This is a genomic window from Pinisolibacter sp. DMC100 (genome assembly GCF_056313705.1).
Genome location: NZ_JBQUZT010000005.1, coordinates 81,356 through 98,023 on the forward strand (window position 1 = coordinate 81,356; position 16,668 = coordinate 98,023).

Below are 16,668 nucleotides of genomic sequence, written 5' to 3' on the forward strand. Positions count from 1 at the left end.
TTCTCCTCAGTGCGGGCGGCCGAGATAGGCGTCGATGACGGTCGGATCGTTCTGCACCGCGTCGGGGGTGCCGTCGGCGATCTTGCGGCCGTATTCGAGCACCACGACGCGGTCGGAGAGATCCATGACGACGCCCATGTCGTGCTCGATCAGGGCGATCGTGGTGCCGAAGGTCTCGCGGATGTCGAGGATGAAGCGGCTCATGTCCTCCTTCTCCTCGAGGTTCATGCCGGCCATCGGCTCGTCGAGCAGCAGCAGCTCGGGCTCCTGCGCCAGCGCGCGGCCGAGCTCGACTCGCTTCTTGAGGCCGTAGGGCAGCTTGCCGACGGGGGTCTTGCGGATGTGCTGGATCTCGAGGAAGTCGATGATCTCCTCGACCTTCTTGCGGTGGTCGATCTCCTCGTTCAGCGCCGGGCCGAAGCGCAGGCACTGCCAGAAGAAGCCGCGCGTCATCTTCAGCGTGCGGCCGGCCATGATGTTGTCGAGCGTCGACAGGCCCTTGAAGAGCGCGACGTTCTGGAAGGTGCGGCCGATGCCGCGGCGCGCCGCCTCGTGCGGCTTGCGCCCCGTGCGGGCCTCGCCGCGATGGACCACGCGGCCGATCTGCGGGTGGTAGAAGCCGTTGATGACGTTGAGCATCGACGTCTTGCCGGCGCCGTTCGGGCCGATGATGGCGCGGATCTCGCCGGCGACGATGTCGAAGGAGACGTCGGTGAGGGCCTTCACGCCGCCGAAGGAGAGCGAGATGTTCTCCACGGCGAGGATCTGGCGACCCTTCTCGATGGGGGTGAGTGCCGTCATTCTGCGGCCTCCTTGGCGGCGGTCGGGTAGATCGGCATGGTCTCGATCGCGACGTCGCCGGTGATCGTGCCCTTGCGGCCGTCTTCGAAGGCGATCTCGGTGACGACGTGCTTGCGCTCGGTGCCGTCCCACAGCGCCTCGACGAGGGGGGCGTAGCGATCGGCGATGAAGGAGCGGCGGACCTTCTGGGTGCGGGTCAGCTCGCCGTCGTCGGCGTCGAGTTCCTTGTGCAGGATCAGGAAGCGGCGGATCTGCGCGCCGGCCATCATCGGCTCGGCCGCGAGGTCGCGGTTGACGCGGTCGACGCAGGCGCGGATGCGCTCGTAGACGCGCGGGTGGCCGGCGAGTTCCTGATAGCTGGCGTAGGTGACGTCGTTGCGCTCCGCCCAGGCGCCGACCGACCCGAGGTCGATGTTGACGAAGACGCCGACGCAGTCCCTGTCCTGACCGAAGGCCACCGCCTCCTTGATGTCGGCGAAGAACTTGAGCTTGTTCTCGATGTATTTCGGCGCGAAGAGCGTGCCGTCGGCGAGGCGGCCGACGTCCTTGGCGCGGTCGATGATCTTGAGGTGGCCGGTCGCGTCGACGAAGCCGGCGTCGCCGGAGCGGACCCAGCCGTCGGGCGTCTTGGTCTCGGCGGTCGCGGCGTCGTTCTTGTAGTAGCCGACGAAGACGCCGGGGCTGCGATAGAGCACCTCGCCGGTGTCGGAGATCCTGATCTCCACGTCGGGGGCCGGCACACCGACGGTATCGGCACGGATCTCGGCGTCGGGCTGCATCGTCACGTAGACGGCGGCTTCCGTCTGGCCGTAGAGCTGCTTCAGGTTGATGCCGAGCGAGCGGAAATAGCGGAAGATCTCCGGCCCGATCGCCTCGCCGGCGGTATAGGCGACGCGGGTGCGCGAGAAGCCGTAACGGTTCTTGAGCGGGCCGTAGACCAGGAACTCGCCGAGCGCGTAGGCGAGCCGGTCCTTCAGCGAGACCGGCTTGCCGTCGAGGATCGCCTCGCCGACCCGGTCGGCGACGGCGAGGAAGTGCTCGAACATCTTCTGCTTGAGCTTTCCCGCGTCCTGCATGCGGACATGGGTGCGGGTGAGCATGGATTCGTAGACGCGCGGCGGGGCGAAGACGTAGGTCGGGCCGATCTCGCGGCGGTCGTCGTCGGTCGTCTCGGCGCTCTCGGGGCAGGAGACGCAGAAGCCGGCGATCAGCGACTGGGCGTAGGAGAAGATGTGGTCGCCGACCCAGGCGATCGGCAGATAGGCGACGACCTCCTCGGTCTCGTCCAGGTGATCGAAGGTGATGCCGTTCCGGGCCGAGATCAGCACGTTGTCGAAGGAGAGCATCACCCCCTTGGGCTTGCCGGTGGTGCCCGAGGTGTAGAGCATCACCGCGAGATCGCTGCCGCGGCCGAGGGCGATGCCCTCCTGCCAGCCGGCGAGCAGTGCCGGCTCCCTGGTCAGTGCCGCCCGGCCGGCCGCCGAGACGTCCTCGAAGGCGTGCAGCCGGCCGCGTTCGTAGTCGCGCAGGCCGCGGGGATCGTCGAAGACGACGTGGCGCAGCGCCGGCAGGCGGTCGGAGACGGAGAGGACCTTGTCGGTCTGCTCCTGATCCTCGGTGACGGCGAAGGCGACCTCGGCGTGCTCCAGCACATAGGCCATCTCGTCGGCGACGCTGTCCTTGTAGACCGGCACCGGCACGCCGCCGAGCGACTGCACGGCGGCGAAGGTCCAGTAGAGGCGGGGGCGGTTGGCACCGACGATGGCGACCTTGTCGCCGGGCTCGAAGCCGAGCGTGCGCAGGCCCAGCGCGAAGTCGCGGACCTCGTCGGCGACGTCGCCCCAGGTCCAGGTCTGCCAGATGCCGAAATCCTTCTCGCGCATCGCCGGACGGTCACGGCGATGCGCGGCATTCCAGAGCAGAATCTTGGGAAACGTGTCCCGTTCGCCGGAACGGGTCTCTCCCGCCGTCGCCATGAGCGTCTTCTCCCCTCGTCGTCGAGCCATTCTCATCCGTCACCGGCGGCGCTCGATCGTTCGATTAAATCGGATGAAAACCGAAAATTGCCCCGGATGCAAGTCGTCCCATAGTCGTGGAGAGCGAAATTCCGCACGTCATCGACGCATGTAGAATGCATGTCTAATGATGCGGTGCGGGATGGCGGACGCCGTCCGCGCCGTGGCGACGGACGGTTTCGAAGGCGCCGTCGCGGGAAGGCGGAAATGCTGCGGCGCAAGCCGGGCGGTCGGCGGTGCGACGGCCGGCGGGCGTGGAATTCCGCGGCGGAGCGCGGTGTCGGGACGGGACGGTGCCGGCGCGCGCGCCGACCGCCGTGCGAATCGTCTCCGTGCGGCGCGCGGCCCGCCGATCGGCGGGCAACCGGACGGGCGGAAGGGTGCGGTTCGACGAGGGGCGTCGACGCCGTTCGACGTTTCGGCGTCCGGAAGCGAACGCGCGTTCGCCGCGATGCCCGAAAGGGCCATCGCGGCGTCGCGGCGTGTCGTTCAGTGGCCGCCGTAGAGCAGGTTCGGCAGCCAGGTCGCCAGATGCGGCCACTGCCACAGCACGCCGAGCATGCCGAGCTGGATGCCGACGAAGGGGATGATGCCCCAGTAGATGTCGGAGGTCTTCACCGACGACGGGGCGACGCCGCGCAGATAGAACAGCGCCACGCCGAAGGGCGGGTGCATGAACGAGGTCTGCAGGTTGACGCCCATCAGCACGCCGAGCCACACCGGGCTCATCGGCGAGCCGTCGGGCATGGTCATCTTCAGGAGCACCGGCGCGGCGATCGGCACGACGATGTAGCAGATCTCGATGTAGTCGACGAAGAAGCCGAGGACGAACATCGCCAGCATGACGACGGCGGTCGCCCCGAGCGCGCCGCCGGGCAGCGAGGTCAGATAGCGCGAGACGAGCTCTTCGCCGCCGAGGCCGCGGAAGATCAGCGAGAAGAACGCCGCGCCGATGACGATGGCGAAGACCATGGCGGTGATCTCCATGGTGGCGCGCATCACCGGCACGAGGACGTTCTCGCGGAAGGTGATCCAGGTCGCCACGGCGATCGAGGCGATCAGCAGCAGCGTCAGCGCCGCGGCGGCGATCGTGGCGGTGAGCTGGAGGCCGGAGACCGTGTTGCGGCCGAGCCGCATGTCGACCTTCCAGGCGAGCGCCACCAGGATCGCCAGCGCCGCCCAGCCGGCGAGGAACAGCGGCCGCCACTTGGGTGACAGGCGCTGGCCGGCGAGCAGGATGGTGCCGACGGCGCCGACGGAGGCCGCTTCCGACGGCGTGGCGATGCCGGCGAGGATCGAGCCGAGGACGCAGAGGATCAGCGCGATCGGCGGGACGAGGGCGTTCATCACCTCGGAGACGGTGACGCGGCCGAGTTCCGGCGGGGCGGCCGGCGACTTCTCGGGCGAGACGATCGCCACCACCGCCTGATAGACGATGTAGAGGCCGGAGAGCACCAGGCCGGGGACCAGCGCGCCGGCGAAGAGATCGGGCACCGAGACCGTGTCGGGGGCGAAGTTGCCGAGGTCGGTCTGGGCCTTCTGATAGGCGTTGGCCATGACGTCGCCGAGCACCACCAGCACGATGGCCGGCGGCAGGATCTGGCCGAGCGTGCCGGCGGCGGCGATCGAGCCGGTGGCGAGCCGCGTGTCGTAGCCCCAGCGCAGCATGGTCGGCAGCGCCAGCAGGCCCATCATCACCACGGTGGCGCCGACCATGCCGGTCGAGGCGGCGAGCAGCGCGCCGACGATCGTCACCGAATAGCCGAGACCGCCGCGCACCCGGCCGAAGAGACGACCCATGGTCTCGATCAAGAGGATCGCCACCTTGGACTTCTCCAGCATCACGCCCTTGAAGATGAAGAGCGGGATGGCGATCAGGATGGCGTTGGTCATCACCCCGTAGATGCGCTGGGGGATGGCCGAGAGGAACGTCGGGTTGAAGACGCCGAAGGTCCAGCCGAGTGCGGCGAAGATCAGTGCCGTGCCGGCGAGCGTGAAGGCGACCGGGAAGCCGCCGAGAATGAAGAGACAGGCGACGACGAACATCGCGATGTCGAGGATCTGTGCCACGGCGTGCATGTCAGTGGCCTCCGCCCAGCGCCGCGGAGCGGACTTCGACATGTTTGGCCCGGCCGGTCAGGACCAGGATCGAGCGGATGACCGTCGACAGGCCCTGCAGCGTCAGCAGTGCCGCGAAGGCGAGGATCTCGGCCTTGAGGAGATAGACGAAGGGGATGCCCGAGGTCTCGCGCGAGCCTTCGAGGATGCGGAACGAGGCCGAGACGTAGGGCCAGGCGGTCCACAGGATCAGGATCGTCACCGGCCAGAGGAAGACGAAGGTGCCGATCAGGTTGACCGCCGCCTTGGCCTTGGGGCCGGCCTCGCGATACCACATGTCGACGCGGACGTGGCCGTCGGAGAGCAGCGCCGCGGCGGCGCCGAACATGAACAGGGTCGCGAAGACGTAGGCGATCGCCTCCTGCACCCAGACCGAGCCGATGCCGAAGACATAGCGCGTGATGACCATCGCGAACTGGAGAATGCCCATCACCAGGGTGCCCCAGGCGACGACCCGCCCGATGGTCCGGTTGAGCGCGTCGATGGCGTCTGCCAACTTGTCCATGTCTCGTTGCCCCGTCGCCGGCCCGCCCGCGAGATCCGCGCGTGCCGGTTCCGGGCCTTCTTAAACACTGAGATCCCTCGGGTCGAGCATTCCCGGCAAGGGAGCCATGCGACGAAGGGATGCGATCTGGTCGTTTCCTGCATGGCGTGGCATATCTGCCGGACGACCGCTCGAGAGGCGGGCTCCGACCGACGGCACGGTGCCGCGGTGGGAACGGCCCTCGACGCCGCCAATTCGGGAGAAGCCATGACCGCGACGCCGCTCGTCCTGCTCACCTGCGACCACAAGGTCATCGACGGTCTCGCCTGGCACATGACGCCGGCGCCCTACATCGAGGGCACGCTCGCCGGGGCGGGCGCGGTGCCCGTCCTGCTGCCGGCGCTCGGTGCCGCGATCGATCTCGACGCGGTGCTCGACCGGATGGACGGCGTGGTGCTGACGGGCTCGCGTTCCAACGTCCACCCGAGCCTCTACGGCGAGGAACCGACGCCGGCGCACGAGCCCTACGACACGGCGCGCGACGCCACCAGCCTGCCGCTGATCCGCCGGGCGCTGGAGAAGGGCGTGCCGCTCTTCGCCATCTGCCGCGGCTATCAGGAACTGAACGTCGCGCTCGGCGGCACGCTCGCGACCGAGATCCAGACCTTCGAGGGTCGGATGGACCATCGCGCCCCCGACGTCGCCGACTGGGACGAGCGCTTCGCCATCCGCCATCCGGTCCACGTGGTGGCCGAAGGCTGCATCGGCCGCATCCTCCAGTCCGACACGGTCGAGGTGAACTCGCTGCACCGTCAGGGGCTGGCGCGGCTGTCCGATCGTCTCGCCATCGAGGCGACGGCGCCGGACGGCACGATCGAGGCGGTGAGCGTGCGCGACGCGAAGGCCTTCGCGGTCGGCGTCCAGTGGCATCCCGAATACTGGGTGCGCTCGGACGCGCCCTCGGCCAAGCTCTTCGCCGCCTTCGGCGACGCGATCCGGGCGAGGGCCGCGGCGCGGGGCAAGTGAAACGCGGACCCGTGACGACCCTCGGTGGAGGTCCTTCATCCTGAGGTGCGAGCGCGAGCGAGCCTCGAAGGGCGAAGGACCGAGAGGCACGGCCCGTCGTGGCTTCGCCCTTCGAGGCCCGACCTCGCGATCGGGCACCTCGGGGTGAAGCCGAACAGATGGACCGCCTCCTCGGCTGTTTGGAATGCGGCATCAAACGAAAAGGCCGGGCTCGCGCCCGGCCTTCGATTTTCCGGATCGCCCCGCCTCAGTGGGCGTGGGCCGCCTTCGGCCGGAGATTGGCGAGCGGCGCCTTCTGGTGGCCCTCGGCGTCGAAGTTCTCCGGCTTCAGCCAGGCCGCGAAGCCGGCCTTCACCGTCGGCCATTCGGCGTCGACGATCGAGTACCAGGCGGTGTCGCGGTTGCGGTTCTTGATCACCATGTGACGGCGGAAGATGCCCTCGAAGGTGAAGCCGAAGCGGATCGCGGCGGTGCGCGACGGGGCGTTCAGCGCATCGCACTTCCATTCGAAGCGGCGATAGCCGAGGTCGTCGAAGGCGTGACGCATGGCGAGATAGATCGCTTCCGTCGCCGCGCGGGTCTTCTGCAGCACCGGCGAGAAGAAGATGTGGCCGATCTCGATCGCGCCGTTGGCGGGGCGGATCTCCATCAGCGTCAGCACGCCGAGCGCCTTGCCGGAGGCGGCGTCGACGACCGCATAGGCCAGCGGATCGGTCAGTTCCTCGCGGCCCGAGAGCCAGGCGAGGAAGGCGGCCTCGTCCGGGAAGGGTCCGTAGGACATGTAGGTCCAGACCGAATCGTGGCCCTTCACCGCGGCCCACAGGTCGGCGCCGTGCTTGGCGGCGCTCAGCGGCTCGAGCCGCCCCCAGGTTCCGACGATGGTGGCGCGCACCGGGCGGGCCCTTTCGCTCCATCCCTCGACGATCGGTCCGATGGGGCGTTCCTCGCGTGTTCCGGCCATCCGGTGGCTCTCCTGTCCGTCACGTCGACGACGGCGACGTTTCCTCGTTCACCCCGCGACCTTAGGCGTCGGCGCGGGATGAGATCAACGGTCATCCGCGCTGACACGGATGTGACGACGCCGAACGACGAAGCGAGACGTGCCCTCTCGACCCGGCGACGCGAAAGGGGCAAAGTCGGCGCCCATGAACCAAGTCGCCGCCAGACGTGCCCTCGCCGACGAACCGACTGCCGAGCCGATCGTGCTCGACGTCACCGGCATGACCTGCGCCGCCTGCTCCGCCCGCATCGAGAAAGTGCTCGGCCGCACCCCCGGCGTCGAACGGGCAATCGTCAATCTGGCGCTGGAGACGGCGGAGGTGGTGGCCCCCGGCGTCGCCGCCGACACGATCGTCGAGGCGATCGAGCGCGCCGGCTTCGGCGCGCGACCGCGCGACACCGCCATCGCCGCCCGCCGCGCCGCGCTCGCAGCGGCGGAAGCGGCGCGTGCCGAGGAGGAGAAGCGTTCCTTCCGCCTCTTCGTCTTCGCCGCGGTGCTGACCGCGCCCTTCCTCGTCGCCATGGTGCCGATGGCCTGGGGCGCGCATGGCCATTGGCTGGCGCCGTGGATGCAGCTGGCGCTCGCCACGCCGGTGCAGTTCGTCGCCGGTCGACGCTTCTACGTCGGGGCGTGGAAGTCGCTGCGCGGGCTCGCCGCCAACATGGACGTGCTGGTGGCGCTCGGCACCACGGCCGCCTGGGGCTTCTCGGTCTGGGCGATGATCCAGCACGGCGAGCATGCCGGACCGCATCTCTATTTCGAGGGTTCGGCGACGGTCCTCACCCTCATTCTCCTCGGCAAGCTGCTCGAGGCGCGGGCCAAGCGCTCGGCGAGCGCGGCGGTCGCCAAGCTGATGCAGCTGCGCCCCGACGTCGCCGTCCGGATCGCCGCCGACGGTACGCAGGAGACGGTCTCCGCCGATCTCCTCAGGCGCGGCGATCGCATCCTGGTGAAGCCGGGCGAACGGGTCGCCGCCGACGGCACGGTCGCGGAAGGCGCGTCGGAACTCGACGAGAGCCTCGTCACCGGCGAGAGCATGCCGGTCACCAAACAGATCGGCGACAGGGTCGTCGCCGGCACGATCAACGGTGCCGGCGCGCTCACCGTCGCCGTCACGGCGGCGGGCGAGGACACGACCGTCGCCCGCATCGCCCACCTGGTGGAACAGGCGCAGATTGCCAAGGCGCCGGTGCAGCGGCTGGTCGACCGCATCGCCGCCGTCTTCGTACCGGCGATCGTCGCCATCGCGCTCGCGACCTTCGCGGCGTGGTGGCTGATCGGCGCCGACTTCGAGGCGGCGCTGGTGCCGGCCGTCGCCGTGCTGGTCATCGCCTGCCCCTGCGCGCTCGGGCTCGCCACGCCGACGGCGCTGGTCGCCGGCACGGGCGCGGCGGCGCGGGCCGGCATCCTGATCCGCGACATCGAGGCGCTGGAGCGGGCCCATGCCGTCGATTGCGTCGTCTTCGACAAGACCGGCACGCTGACCGAAGGCCGCCCCGCGGTCACCGACGTCTTCGTCCTCGGCGGTTCGGGCGACGAGATGCTGCGGCTCGCCGCGGCGGTGCAGGCGACGAGCGAACACCCCCTCGCCAAGGCCTTCGTGGCGGCGGCGGAGGCGCGCGAGCTCTCCCTGCCGCTGGCGACCGACTTCCGCGCCGAGGTCGGCCGCGGCGTCACGGCGACGGTCGAGGGCCGTCGGGTGGCGATCGGCAATTCCCGGCTGATGGGCGAACTCGACGTCGATCTCCGCCTCTTCGAGATCGAGGCGCGGCGGTTGTCGCTCGAGGCCAAGACCGTGGTGGTGGTGGCGCGCGACCAGGAGGCGCTCGGCCTCGTCGCACTCGCCGACCCGCTGCGCGACACGGCGAAACCGGCGATCGACCGGCTCGCCGCCGACCGCATCTCGACCCAGCTGGTCACCGGCGATGCCCGCGCGCCGGCCCATGCCGTGGCGCAGGCGGTCGGCATCGACGTCGTCCGGGCGCAGGTACTGCCGGCCGGCAAGGTCGAGGCGGTCGAACTGCTGCGTCGGTCGCAGCTGGTGGTGGCGATGGTCGGTGACGGCATCAACGACGCGCCGGCGCTCGCCGCCGCCGACGTCGGCATCGCCATGGGCTCGGGCGCCGACGTGGCGATGGAGACGGCGGGCATCACGCTGATGCGCTCCGATCCGCGCCTCGTGCCGGCAGCGCTGGAGATCGCGCGGGCGACCTGGGCGAAGATCCGCCAGAACCTGTTCTGGGCCTTCTTCTACAACGTCGTCGGCGTGCCGCTGGCGGCGACCGGCCATCTCACGCCGGCGCTCGCGGGCGCGGCGATGGCGCTGAGCTCGGTCACGGTGGTCACCAACGCGCTGACGCTGACGCGGTGGAAGCCGCGAGCATGACCCGTCGAACGTGCATGAACGGGCGGGCGATCGTCGCGGGTGGGGCAGCGTCGCGATTCCGCCGGATTGCAGTGGCTGATGGCGCAGACTAAATGAAGGCGGTGCCGAGCCTCGGCACGCTTCGTTTCGGTCATTCCCTCGCATCCTCGGGACCCTCGATGAGCGCCGACCTTTCTCGCCGTGATATCCTCTCCGCCGCCCTCGCCACGTCGGTCGCGAGCCTCCTCGGGGCCACCGGCCCGGCGGAAGCCGCACAGCTGAAGTTCGGCCCGGCCAAGCCCTTCTCCTTCGCGGCGCTCGCCGACCGGGCGCGCAAGCTCGCGGCCAAGGCCTACATGCCGCCGCGCAAGCCGGCGCCCGAGATCGTCGACCAGATCGGCTACGAGCAGCACGGCAAGATCAAGTTCCGGCCCGATCACGCCATGTTCTCCGACGAGAAGGGCGTCTACCCGGTGACGTTCTTCCCCGTCGGCAAGTACTTCCCCAAGACCATCAAGATGCATGCGGTCGAGGGCGACAAGGCGGCCGAGGTGCTCTACGAGCCCGAGTACTTCGACATGCCGGACGACAGCCCGGCGCAGAAGCTGCCGGAGGACACCGGTTTCGCCGGCTTCCAGATCCGCGAGGCCAAGTCGCGGCCGGACTGGCAGAAGAAGGACTGGTGTGCCTTCCTCGGTGCGTCCTATTTCCGCGCCATCGGCTCGCTCGGCGAATACGGCCTGTCGGCGCGCGGCGTCGCCATCGACACGGCGAGCCCGAAGGCGGAGGAGTTCCCCGACTTCACCGAGTTCTACCTGCAGCCGGCGAGCGCGGAGACCCAGCCGCTGGTCGTCTACGCGCTGCTCGACGGTCCGTCGATCACCGGCGCCTACAAGTTCACCATCCGCCGCTCCGAGGGCGTGATCATCGACGTCGAGTGCAGCCTGTTCATCCGCAAGGACATCGGCAAGCTCGGCATCTCGCCGATGACGTCGATGTACTGGTTCTCCAACTACGACAAGAGCTATCAGCTCGAGTGGCGCGAGGGCGCGCACGACAGCGACGGTCTGGCGATGTGGACGGGTGCCGGCGAGCGCATCTGGCGGCCGCTGGTCAACCCGCCGGGGCCGTCGACCTCGGCCTTCGTCGACGACAATCCGCGTGGTTTCGGCCTGATGCAGCGCCAGCGCGACCCCAAGGCCTACATGGACCGCTACCTCAACTACGAGCGGCGGCCGTCGCTGTGGATCGAGCCGGTCGGCGGCTGGGGGCAGGGCGCCTTCCATCTCGTCGAGTTCCCGACCGATCACGAGGACTTCGACAACATCGGCTGTTTCTGGGTGCCCAAGCAGCCGATCAAGGCGGGCCAGGAGCTCGACTTCCGCTATCGCATGTACTGGAACGCCGACGAGCCGGAGCGTCCGGATCTGGCGCGCGCCAGCGCGACGCGGATCGGCCGCGGCGGCTTCCCCTACACCCGCGCCAACCCGCCGGAGATCAAGCGCATCGTCGTCGAGTTCACCGGCGGCACGGCGCTCGCGGCCTTCCCGCGCGACGACAAGACCAAGAAGCCGGAGGCGGTGATCACGCCGTCGCGCGGCGAGATCTCGTCGGTCTTCCTCGAGACCACGACCTGGAACGACGCCTGGCGCCTGCAGTTCGACATCAAGGCCGAGGGGCCGGATCCGGTCGACATCCGCGCCTATCTGCGCGACGGCGAGACGGCGCTGACCGAGACCTGGATGTTCAAGCTGCACCCGCAGAAGACCTGGTGAGGCCGACGGCCGAGCCGACGACGAGGGCGCCTTCGGGCGCCCTTCTTCGTTTTCGGATCGCGCGAAAATTCTCCCTTCCCCGGTGGCGGCGGGATCTTGCGGCGGACTTTCGCGGTCACCAGATTCGTCGGGCCGCCGCGCGCTCCGGATCCTCCGGGGCCTTCCGGCGGCTTCGGAGGACGTGACATGTTCGACGCCACCAGGCTTCTGGAGCAACTGCTCGGGCCGCAGGCCGCCGCAACCGCGCAAGGCTACATCGAGCAGGGCACCCGGGCGGTCGAAGGCGTGGTCGGCGCCGATCGACTGGCTCGCGGCAAGGCCTTCCTCGGCGAGAGCCTGCAGTCGCTCGAGACCACGGCGACGCAGACGATCGGCGCCGAGAACATCGCCAAGGCCAAGGACTACGTCCAGAACAACCAGATGGCGACGGGGGCCGCGGCAGGCGGTCTGCTGGCGCTGCTCGTCGGCACGCAGACCGGGCGCAACGTCGCCGGCTCGGCGGTGAAGATCGGCACGCTCGCCGCCCTCGGCGGCCTCGCCTGGAAGGCTTGGCAGGCGTCGCAGGCGGGTTCCGCCGCGCAGGCCCCGGTCGACGCTTCCGTCGCCCCCGCGCCCGTTCCGCCCGCCGCGCCGACGCCTCTGCCGGAGACGATGGCGAGCGATCCGGCGACGACGCAGCGGCTGGCGGCGGCGACGATCATCGCCATGATCCAGGCGGCCAAGGCCGACGGCCACGTCGACGACGCCGAGCGTGCGGCCATTCTCTCGCGGGTGGGCCATGTCGAGGCCGCGGCCAAGGCCTTCCTCGAGACCGAGCTCGCCCAGCCGCTCGATCTCGACCGCGTCGCGAGCCTCGCGACGACGCCGCAGGAGGCCGCCCATCTCTACGCCGCCTCGCTGCTCGCCATCGATCCCGACCAGCCGTCGGAACAGGCCTATCTCGAGGCGCTGGCCGGCAGGCTCGGTCTCGATGCCGGGCTGGTGGCGGAGATCACGCGGCAGGTGAAGGGCGCCTGAGGGCGTTTCTGTCCCGGACAACAAGAAACGGCGCGTCCCGCGGGGCGCGCCGTCTTCGTTTCGGGTGGGCCGCGACCGATCAGGCGGTCGGCTTGCAGGTGGTCTCGCGCAGGCGCAGCACCGGCTTGACCAGCGCGCGCATCTCTTCCGGCCGACGGCCGGCGACGATGTCGACCAGGGTCTGGGCGGCGAGGCGGCCGACTTCCTGCTGGCCGTTCCACACCGTGGTCAGACCGGGCGACCAGACCGAGGCCTCGTCGATGTCGTCGTAGCCGGTCAGCGAGATGTCCTGGCCGGGGTCGATGCCGCGCCGCTTCAGCTCCATCATGATGCCGAGGGCGAGGAGATCGTTGAAGCAGACGATGGCGGTGGGCTTCGCCTCCAGCACGTCGCCGCAGATGTCGCGGCCGGCGCGGCGCGAGCCGGCGGCCGGGAACTCCAGGGCCGGGTCGACCGGCAGGCCGGCGGCGCGCAGCGCGTCCTCGTAACCGGCGCGGCGCTCGGAGGCGGCGGAACTGTCCTGCTGACCGCCGACCAGCGCGATGCGGCGATGGCCGAGGCCGATCAGATGTTCGACGGCGAAGCGGATGCCGGTGCGGTCGTCGCCGCGGATGACCGGGACTTCCGGCAGATCCGGCAGTTCGCGGGCGATCAGCACGGTCGGCAGGCCGGCATCGACGATGCGGGCGACGTCCTGCGGCTTGGAGCCGACCGCCGGGCACAGGATCATGCCGTCGGCGCGATACTGCAGCAGCGTCTCGAGGAACTGACGCTGGCGGAGCGGATCGTCGCCGTGGTTGAACAGGATGACCGTCTGGCCGCGGCGGCCGAGTTCGGTCTCCACCGCCGAGACCAGCTCGGCGAAATAGGGGTTCAGGATGTCGTGGACGACCAGACCGACGATGTTGGTGCGTGCCGTCCTGAGGCTCGCGGCCGAGCGGTTGTAGATGTATCCGAGCTCCTCGGCGAGCGCGTGCACGCGCTTGCGGGTCTCCTCGGCCACCAGCGTCGAGTTGCGCAGGGCGAGCGAAACCGTCGCGGTGGAGAGATCGAGCCGTTCCGCGATCATCGCCAGAGTGAGACGTCGTTTCGGCGTGGCGCCAGGGCTGTCCATCGTCATCTCGAAAGAGGGGATAAGGGGTTTCGGCGCGTCGCCCCCCCAGCGCGCGCGTTCGATCGTTATTGCCGGAAAGTCGTATCCCGCGCAACAACCCCCCGCAGTGAAACGTATGCCGCTTTGCCGCGCCGACCGGCGGCACGCCGTCGCGTCGTCTCGGTGGGGTCGATCAGTCTTCCGGATCCTCGTCCGGTTCCTCGACCGAAGCCGGCTCGGCCAGGCCGTCGAGGGGGAGCGTCAGGTTGCGCTCGATGGCGCGCAGGAGCTTGCGCAGCTTCTTCTTGTCCTTGTCGTCGAAGCCGGCCAGCGCCTCGCGCTCGATGCGGGTCCAGATCCGGTCGATCTCGTCGATGCGGCCGCGGCCCTCCTCGGTCAGGAAGACGCGGGCGAGGCGGCCGTCGGTCTGCGAGGCGACGCGCTGGACGAGGCCGGCGGCGGCCATGCGCGAGATCATCTTGGTGACCGTCGGCGGCTGCACGCCGAGCACCTGGGCGAGGTTGCTCATGGTGCGGCCGTCTTCCTCGCCGAGTGCCTTGAGCACCGACTCCTGACCCGTGTGGAGGCCGATCCGCGCCAGATGGGTGCCGGAGCGGGCGCGGTGCGCCTTGGCGGCCATGGCGAGACGATGGGTGACGGACTTGCGATGTTTGAAGCTCATGTCCGATCCCTGCCATGGTCGTGCAACAGTTTTACGACGGCTATCGAATTTTATCCGCCGGCGGCCGCGACGTCGACGGTCGCCGGTGTCGCGACCGCCGCGAGTGCCTCGGAGACGCGTGCCGCGGTGGCTGCGAAGAGCGGGCTCGCGCGAAACGCCGCGCCGCGCGGGGCGTCGGGGACGACCGCGATCTCGGCGGCGACGCGACCGGGCGCCGGCGTCATGACGAGGATACGGTCGGCGATCGACACCGCCTCGAACACCGAATGAGTGACGAAGAGCACGCCGATGCCGGTCTCGCCGGCGAGGTCGCCGAGGTCGTCGGCGAGGCGGAAACGCGTGATCTCGTCGAGGGCGGCGAAGGGTTCGTCCATCAGGAGGAGCCTCGGTTCGACCACCAGCGCGCGGGCGACGGCGACGCGCATGCGCATGCCGCCCGAGAGCTCGCGCGGCCGCTTGTCGGCGGCCTCGAGGAGATGGACGCGGGCGAGCGCGGCGCGCGCCCGTTCGCGGGCCTCGGCGCGCGGCACCTTGGCGAAGCGCAGCGGCAGGGCGACGTTGTCGAGCGCGCTCGCCCAGGGCATCAGCGTCGGGTCCTGGAAGACCAGACCGAAACCCTTCGGCGGGGCTTCGACGCGGCCGGCGTCGGTCACCTCGAGCCCGGCGACGAGGCGCAGCGCGGTCGATTTGCCGCAACCGGAGGGGCCGAGCAGCGCGACGATCTCGCCGGGAGCGATCGCGAGCGAGACGTCGTCGACGATCGCCTCGCCGGCGAAGGACTTGGTGACGTGGTCGAGGGCGGCGAGCGGCAGGGGCAAGGGTGTGCGACCTCTTCGGGCGGGACGGGCGGAGACTAACGGTCCGCGGGGGCGCCGTCGACCGTCGCGCGGTGACGGAGCGTCGTGCCTCGTCTAGGATGCGGCGCGAAGAGACGAGGTGTCGGCATGCGGTCGTGGTTGAAGAATCCCCTGTCCATCCTGGCGGAGAACGCCGGCGGCGGTGTCGTCGTCGAGGGCGGGCGCATCGTCGAGCTGGTGGCATCCGGGGCTTCGCCGGCGACGCCGGTCGACACGATCTTCGACGCCTCGCGCCACGTGGTGATCCCGGGCCTCGTCAACACCCACCACCACGTCTACCAGACGCTGACGCGCGCCCACCCCAAGGCGATCAACAAGGAGCTCTTCCCCTGGCTCCAGGCGCTCTATCCGATCTGGACCAAGGGGTTGTCGCCGGAAGCCTTCCGGCTGGCGGTGAGGCTCGCCGGCACCGAACTGCTGATGTCGGGCTGCACCACGGCGGCCGATCATCACTACATCTTCCCCGAGGGGCTCGAGGACGCGGTCGACATCGAGGTCGAGGAGGGCCGGGCGCTCGGCATCCGCATGACGGTGTCGCGCGGCTCGATGAACCTGTCGGTCGAGGACGGCGGCCTGCCGCCGAAGGCCGCGGTGCAGGACGAGGAGACGATCCTCCTCGACAGCGAGCGGGTGCTCGCGAAGTACCACGACCGCTCGGAGGGCTCGTTCACGCAGATCGCGCTGGCGCCGTGCTCGCCCTTCTCGGTGACGCGCTCGCTGATGAAGGCGACGGCGGATCTCGCGGCGAAGCACGACTGCCGCCTCCACACCCATCTCGGCGAGACCCACGACGAGGACGCCTTCTGCCTATCGAAGTTCCAGTGCCGGCCGGTCGACTATCTCGAAGAGGTCGGCTGGATGAGCGACCGCACCTGGCTCGCCCACGGCATCCATTTCGGCGACGAAGAAGTGGCGCGCCTCGGCCGCCACGGCGTCGGCATCTGCCATTGCCCGACCTCAAATGCGGTGCTCGCCTCCGGCCTCTGCCGCACGCGGGAACTCGAGGCTGCCGGTGCGCCGGTCGGTCTCGGGGTCGACGGTTCGGCGTCGAACGACAATTCCAACCTGATGGAAGGCGTCCGCCACGCGCTGATGCTCGGCCGACTGCGCTACGACGCGACGCTCTCCCACCTCGACGTGCTGCGCTGGGCCACGAAAGGTTCGGCGCGCTGTCTCGGCCGCGACGACATCGGCGAGATCGCGGTGGGCAAACAGGCGGATCTCGCGCTCTTCACCCTCGACGAACTGCGCTTCTCCGGCGCCGGCGATCCGCTCGCCGCGCTCGTCCTCTGCGGGGCGCATCGCGCCGATCGGGTGATGATCGCGGGCGCGTGGAAGGTCGTCGACGGACTGCCGGTCGACGTCGACGTGAGCCGCTTGCGCCACGAACACGGGGCGGCGGCACGCGCCTTCCTCGAATGCCTGTGAAGGAACA

13 protein-coding genes are annotated in these 16,668 nt (G+C 69.7%); 5 read left to right on the top strand and 8 right to left on the bottom strand.

Annotated features, from left to right (window positions below):
* Positions 1–6: 6 nt before the first annotated feature.
* The 4 genes from ACT541_RS16935 to ACT541_RS16950 all read right to left on the bottom strand — a co-directional run bounded on the left by ACT541_RS16935 (position 7) and on the right by ACT541_RS16950 (position 5,439).
* Entirely contained in the window at positions 7–801 is a 795-nt protein-coding gene (locus tag ACT541_RS16935) for an ABC transporter ATP-binding protein (protein WP_476138277.1), read from the bottom strand.
* The gene (locus ACT541_RS16940) at positions 798–2,777 is read right to left on the bottom strand and encodes an AMP-binding protein (protein ID WP_476138278.1); all 1,980 of its coding nucleotides are present in this window, start codon (positions 2,775–2,777) and stop codon (positions 798–800) included. Before ACT541_RS16940 ends, ACT541_RS16935 begins: the two co-directional genes overlap by 4 nt.
* Positions 2,778–3,305: 528 nt before the next feature.
* On the bottom strand, positions 3,306–4,895 hold the full coding sequence (locus tag ACT541_RS16945) for a TRAP transporter large permease (protein WP_476138279.1): 1,590 nt from the start codon (positions 4,893–4,895) through the stop codon (positions 3,306–3,308).
* 1 nt (position 4,896) lies between these two features.
* Positions 4,897–5,439 carry a TRAP transporter small permease subunit gene (locus ACT541_RS16950; protein WP_476138280.1) on the bottom strand — a complete coding sequence of 181 codons (543 nt, stop codon included), beginning with the start codon at positions 5,437–5,439 and terminating at the stop codon, positions 4,897–4,899.
* A 246-nt stretch (positions 5,440–5,685) separates the two neighbouring features.
* Between ACT541_RS16950 and ACT541_RS16955 the strand changes: the two genes are divergently transcribed.
* Complete coding sequence (locus ACT541_RS16955; protein WP_476138281.1) at positions 5,686–6,444, top strand: gamma-glutamyl-gamma-aminobutyrate hydrolase family protein; 759 nt, start codon at positions 5,686–5,688, stop codon at positions 6,442–6,444.
* 247 nt (positions 6,445–6,691) lie between these two features.
* Here ACT541_RS16955 and ACT541_RS16960 read toward each other — a convergent pair whose 3' ends face one another.
* Positions 6,692–7,405 carry a GNAT family N-acetyltransferase gene (locus ACT541_RS16960; protein ID WP_476138282.1) on the bottom strand — a complete coding sequence of 238 codons (714 nt, stop codon included), beginning with the start codon at positions 7,403–7,405 and terminating at the stop codon, positions 6,692–6,694.
* Positions 7,406–7,589: 184 nt separating this feature from the next.
* On the opposite strand from ACT541_RS16960, the gene ACT541_RS16965 reads away from it, so the two are divergent.
* From ACT541_RS16965 to ACT541_RS16975, 3 genes are all read left to right on the top strand, one after another.
* Positions 7,590–9,830, top strand: coding sequence for a heavy metal translocating P-type ATPase (locus ACT541_RS16965; RefSeq protein WP_476138283.1), 2,241 nt, complete (start codon positions 7,590–7,592; stop codon positions 9,828–9,830).
* A 158-nt stretch (positions 9,831–9,988) separates the two neighbouring features.
* A complete protein-coding gene (locus ACT541_RS16970; protein WP_476138284.1) occupies positions 9,989–11,584 on the top strand; it encodes an OpgD/OpgG family glucan biosynthesis protein in 1,596 nt (531 codons plus the stop codon).
* Between the two features lie 186 nt (positions 11,585–11,770).
* The gene (locus tag ACT541_RS16975; RefSeq protein WP_476138285.1) at positions 11,771–12,601 is read left to right on the top strand and encodes a tellurite resistance TerB family protein; all 831 of its coding nucleotides are present in this window, start codon (positions 11,771–11,773) and stop codon (positions 12,599–12,601) included.
* A gap of 79 nt (positions 12,602–12,680) precedes the next feature.
* Here the strand turns inward: ACT541_RS16975 and ACT541_RS16980 are convergent, their stop codons facing one another.
* The 3 genes from ACT541_RS16980 to ACT541_RS16990 form a co-directional block, all read right to left on the bottom strand.
* Complete coding sequence (locus ACT541_RS16980; RefSeq protein WP_476138286.1) at positions 12,681–13,715, bottom strand: LacI family DNA-binding transcriptional regulator; 1,035 nt, start codon at positions 13,713–13,715, stop codon at positions 12,681–12,683.
* A 172-nt stretch (positions 13,716–13,887) separates the two neighbouring features.
* Positions 13,888–14,376 (bottom strand): MarR family winged helix-turn-helix transcriptional regulator, encoded by a 489-nt coding sequence (locus ACT541_RS16985; protein ID WP_476138287.1) that lies wholly within the window; start codon positions 14,374–14,376, stop codon positions 13,888–13,890.
* A gap of 50 nt (positions 14,377–14,426) precedes the next feature.
* A complete protein-coding gene (locus ACT541_RS16990) occupies positions 14,427–15,194 on the bottom strand; it encodes an ABC transporter ATP-binding protein (RefSeq protein ID WP_476138288.1) in 768 nt (255 codons plus the stop codon).
* A gap of 126 nt (positions 15,195–15,320) precedes the next feature.
* Here ACT541_RS16990 and ACT541_RS16995 point away from each other — a divergent pair, with 126 nt between their 5' ends.
* Positions 15,321–16,661, top strand: a complete 1,341-nt coding sequence (locus tag ACT541_RS16995) for an 8-oxoguanine deaminase (protein ID WP_476138289.1) — start codon at positions 15,321–15,323, stop codon at positions 16,659–16,661.
* Positions 16,662–16,668 lie beyond the last annotated feature (7 nt).

Excerpts from the sequence above, each read along its gene's own strand:
- ACT541_RS16935 (WP_476138277.1), bottom strand. The coding sequence starts at position 801 with ATGACGGCACTCACCCCCATCGAGAAGGGTCGCCAGATCCTCGCCGTG.
- ACT541_RS16940 (WP_476138278.1), bottom strand. The coding sequence starts at position 2,777 with ATGGCGACGGCGGGAGAGACCCGTTCCGGCGAACGGGACACGTTTCCC.
- ACT541_RS16945 (WP_476138279.1), bottom strand. The coding sequence starts at position 4,895 with ATGCACGCCGTGGCACAGATCCTCGACATCGCGATGTTCGTCGTCGCC.
- ACT541_RS16950 (WP_476138280.1), bottom strand. The coding sequence starts at position 5,439 with ATGGACAAGTTGGCAGACGCCATCGACGCGCTCAACCGGACCATCGGG.
- ACT541_RS16955 (WP_476138281.1), top strand. The coding sequence starts at position 5,686 with ATGACCGCGACGCCGCTCGTCCTGCTCACCTGCGACCACAAGGTCATC.
- ACT541_RS16960 (WP_476138282.1), bottom strand. The coding sequence starts at position 7,405 with ATGGCCGGAACACGCGAGGAACGCCCCATCGGACCGATCGTCGAGGGA.
- ACT541_RS16965 (WP_476138283.1), top strand. The coding sequence starts at position 7,590 with ATGAACCAAGTCGCCGCCAGACGTGCCCTCGCCGACGAACCGACTGCC.
- ACT541_RS16970 (WP_476138284.1), top strand. The coding sequence starts at position 9,989 with ATGAGCGCCGACCTTTCTCGCCGTGATATCCTCTCCGCCGCCCTCGCC.
- ACT541_RS16975 (WP_476138285.1), top strand. The coding sequence starts at position 11,771 with ATGTTCGACGCCACCAGGCTTCTGGAGCAACTGCTCGGGCCGCAGGCC.
- ACT541_RS16980 (WP_476138286.1), bottom strand. The coding sequence starts at position 13,715 with ATGGACAGCCCTGGCGCCACGCCGAAACGACGTCTCACTCTGGCGATG.
- ACT541_RS16985 (WP_476138287.1), bottom strand. The coding sequence starts at position 14,376 with ATGAGCTTCAAACATCGCAAGTCCGTCACCCATCGTCTCGCCATGGCC.
- ACT541_RS16995 (WP_476138289.1), top strand. The coding sequence starts at position 15,321 with ATGCGGTCGTGGTTGAAGAATCCCCTGTCCATCCTGGCGGAGAACGCC.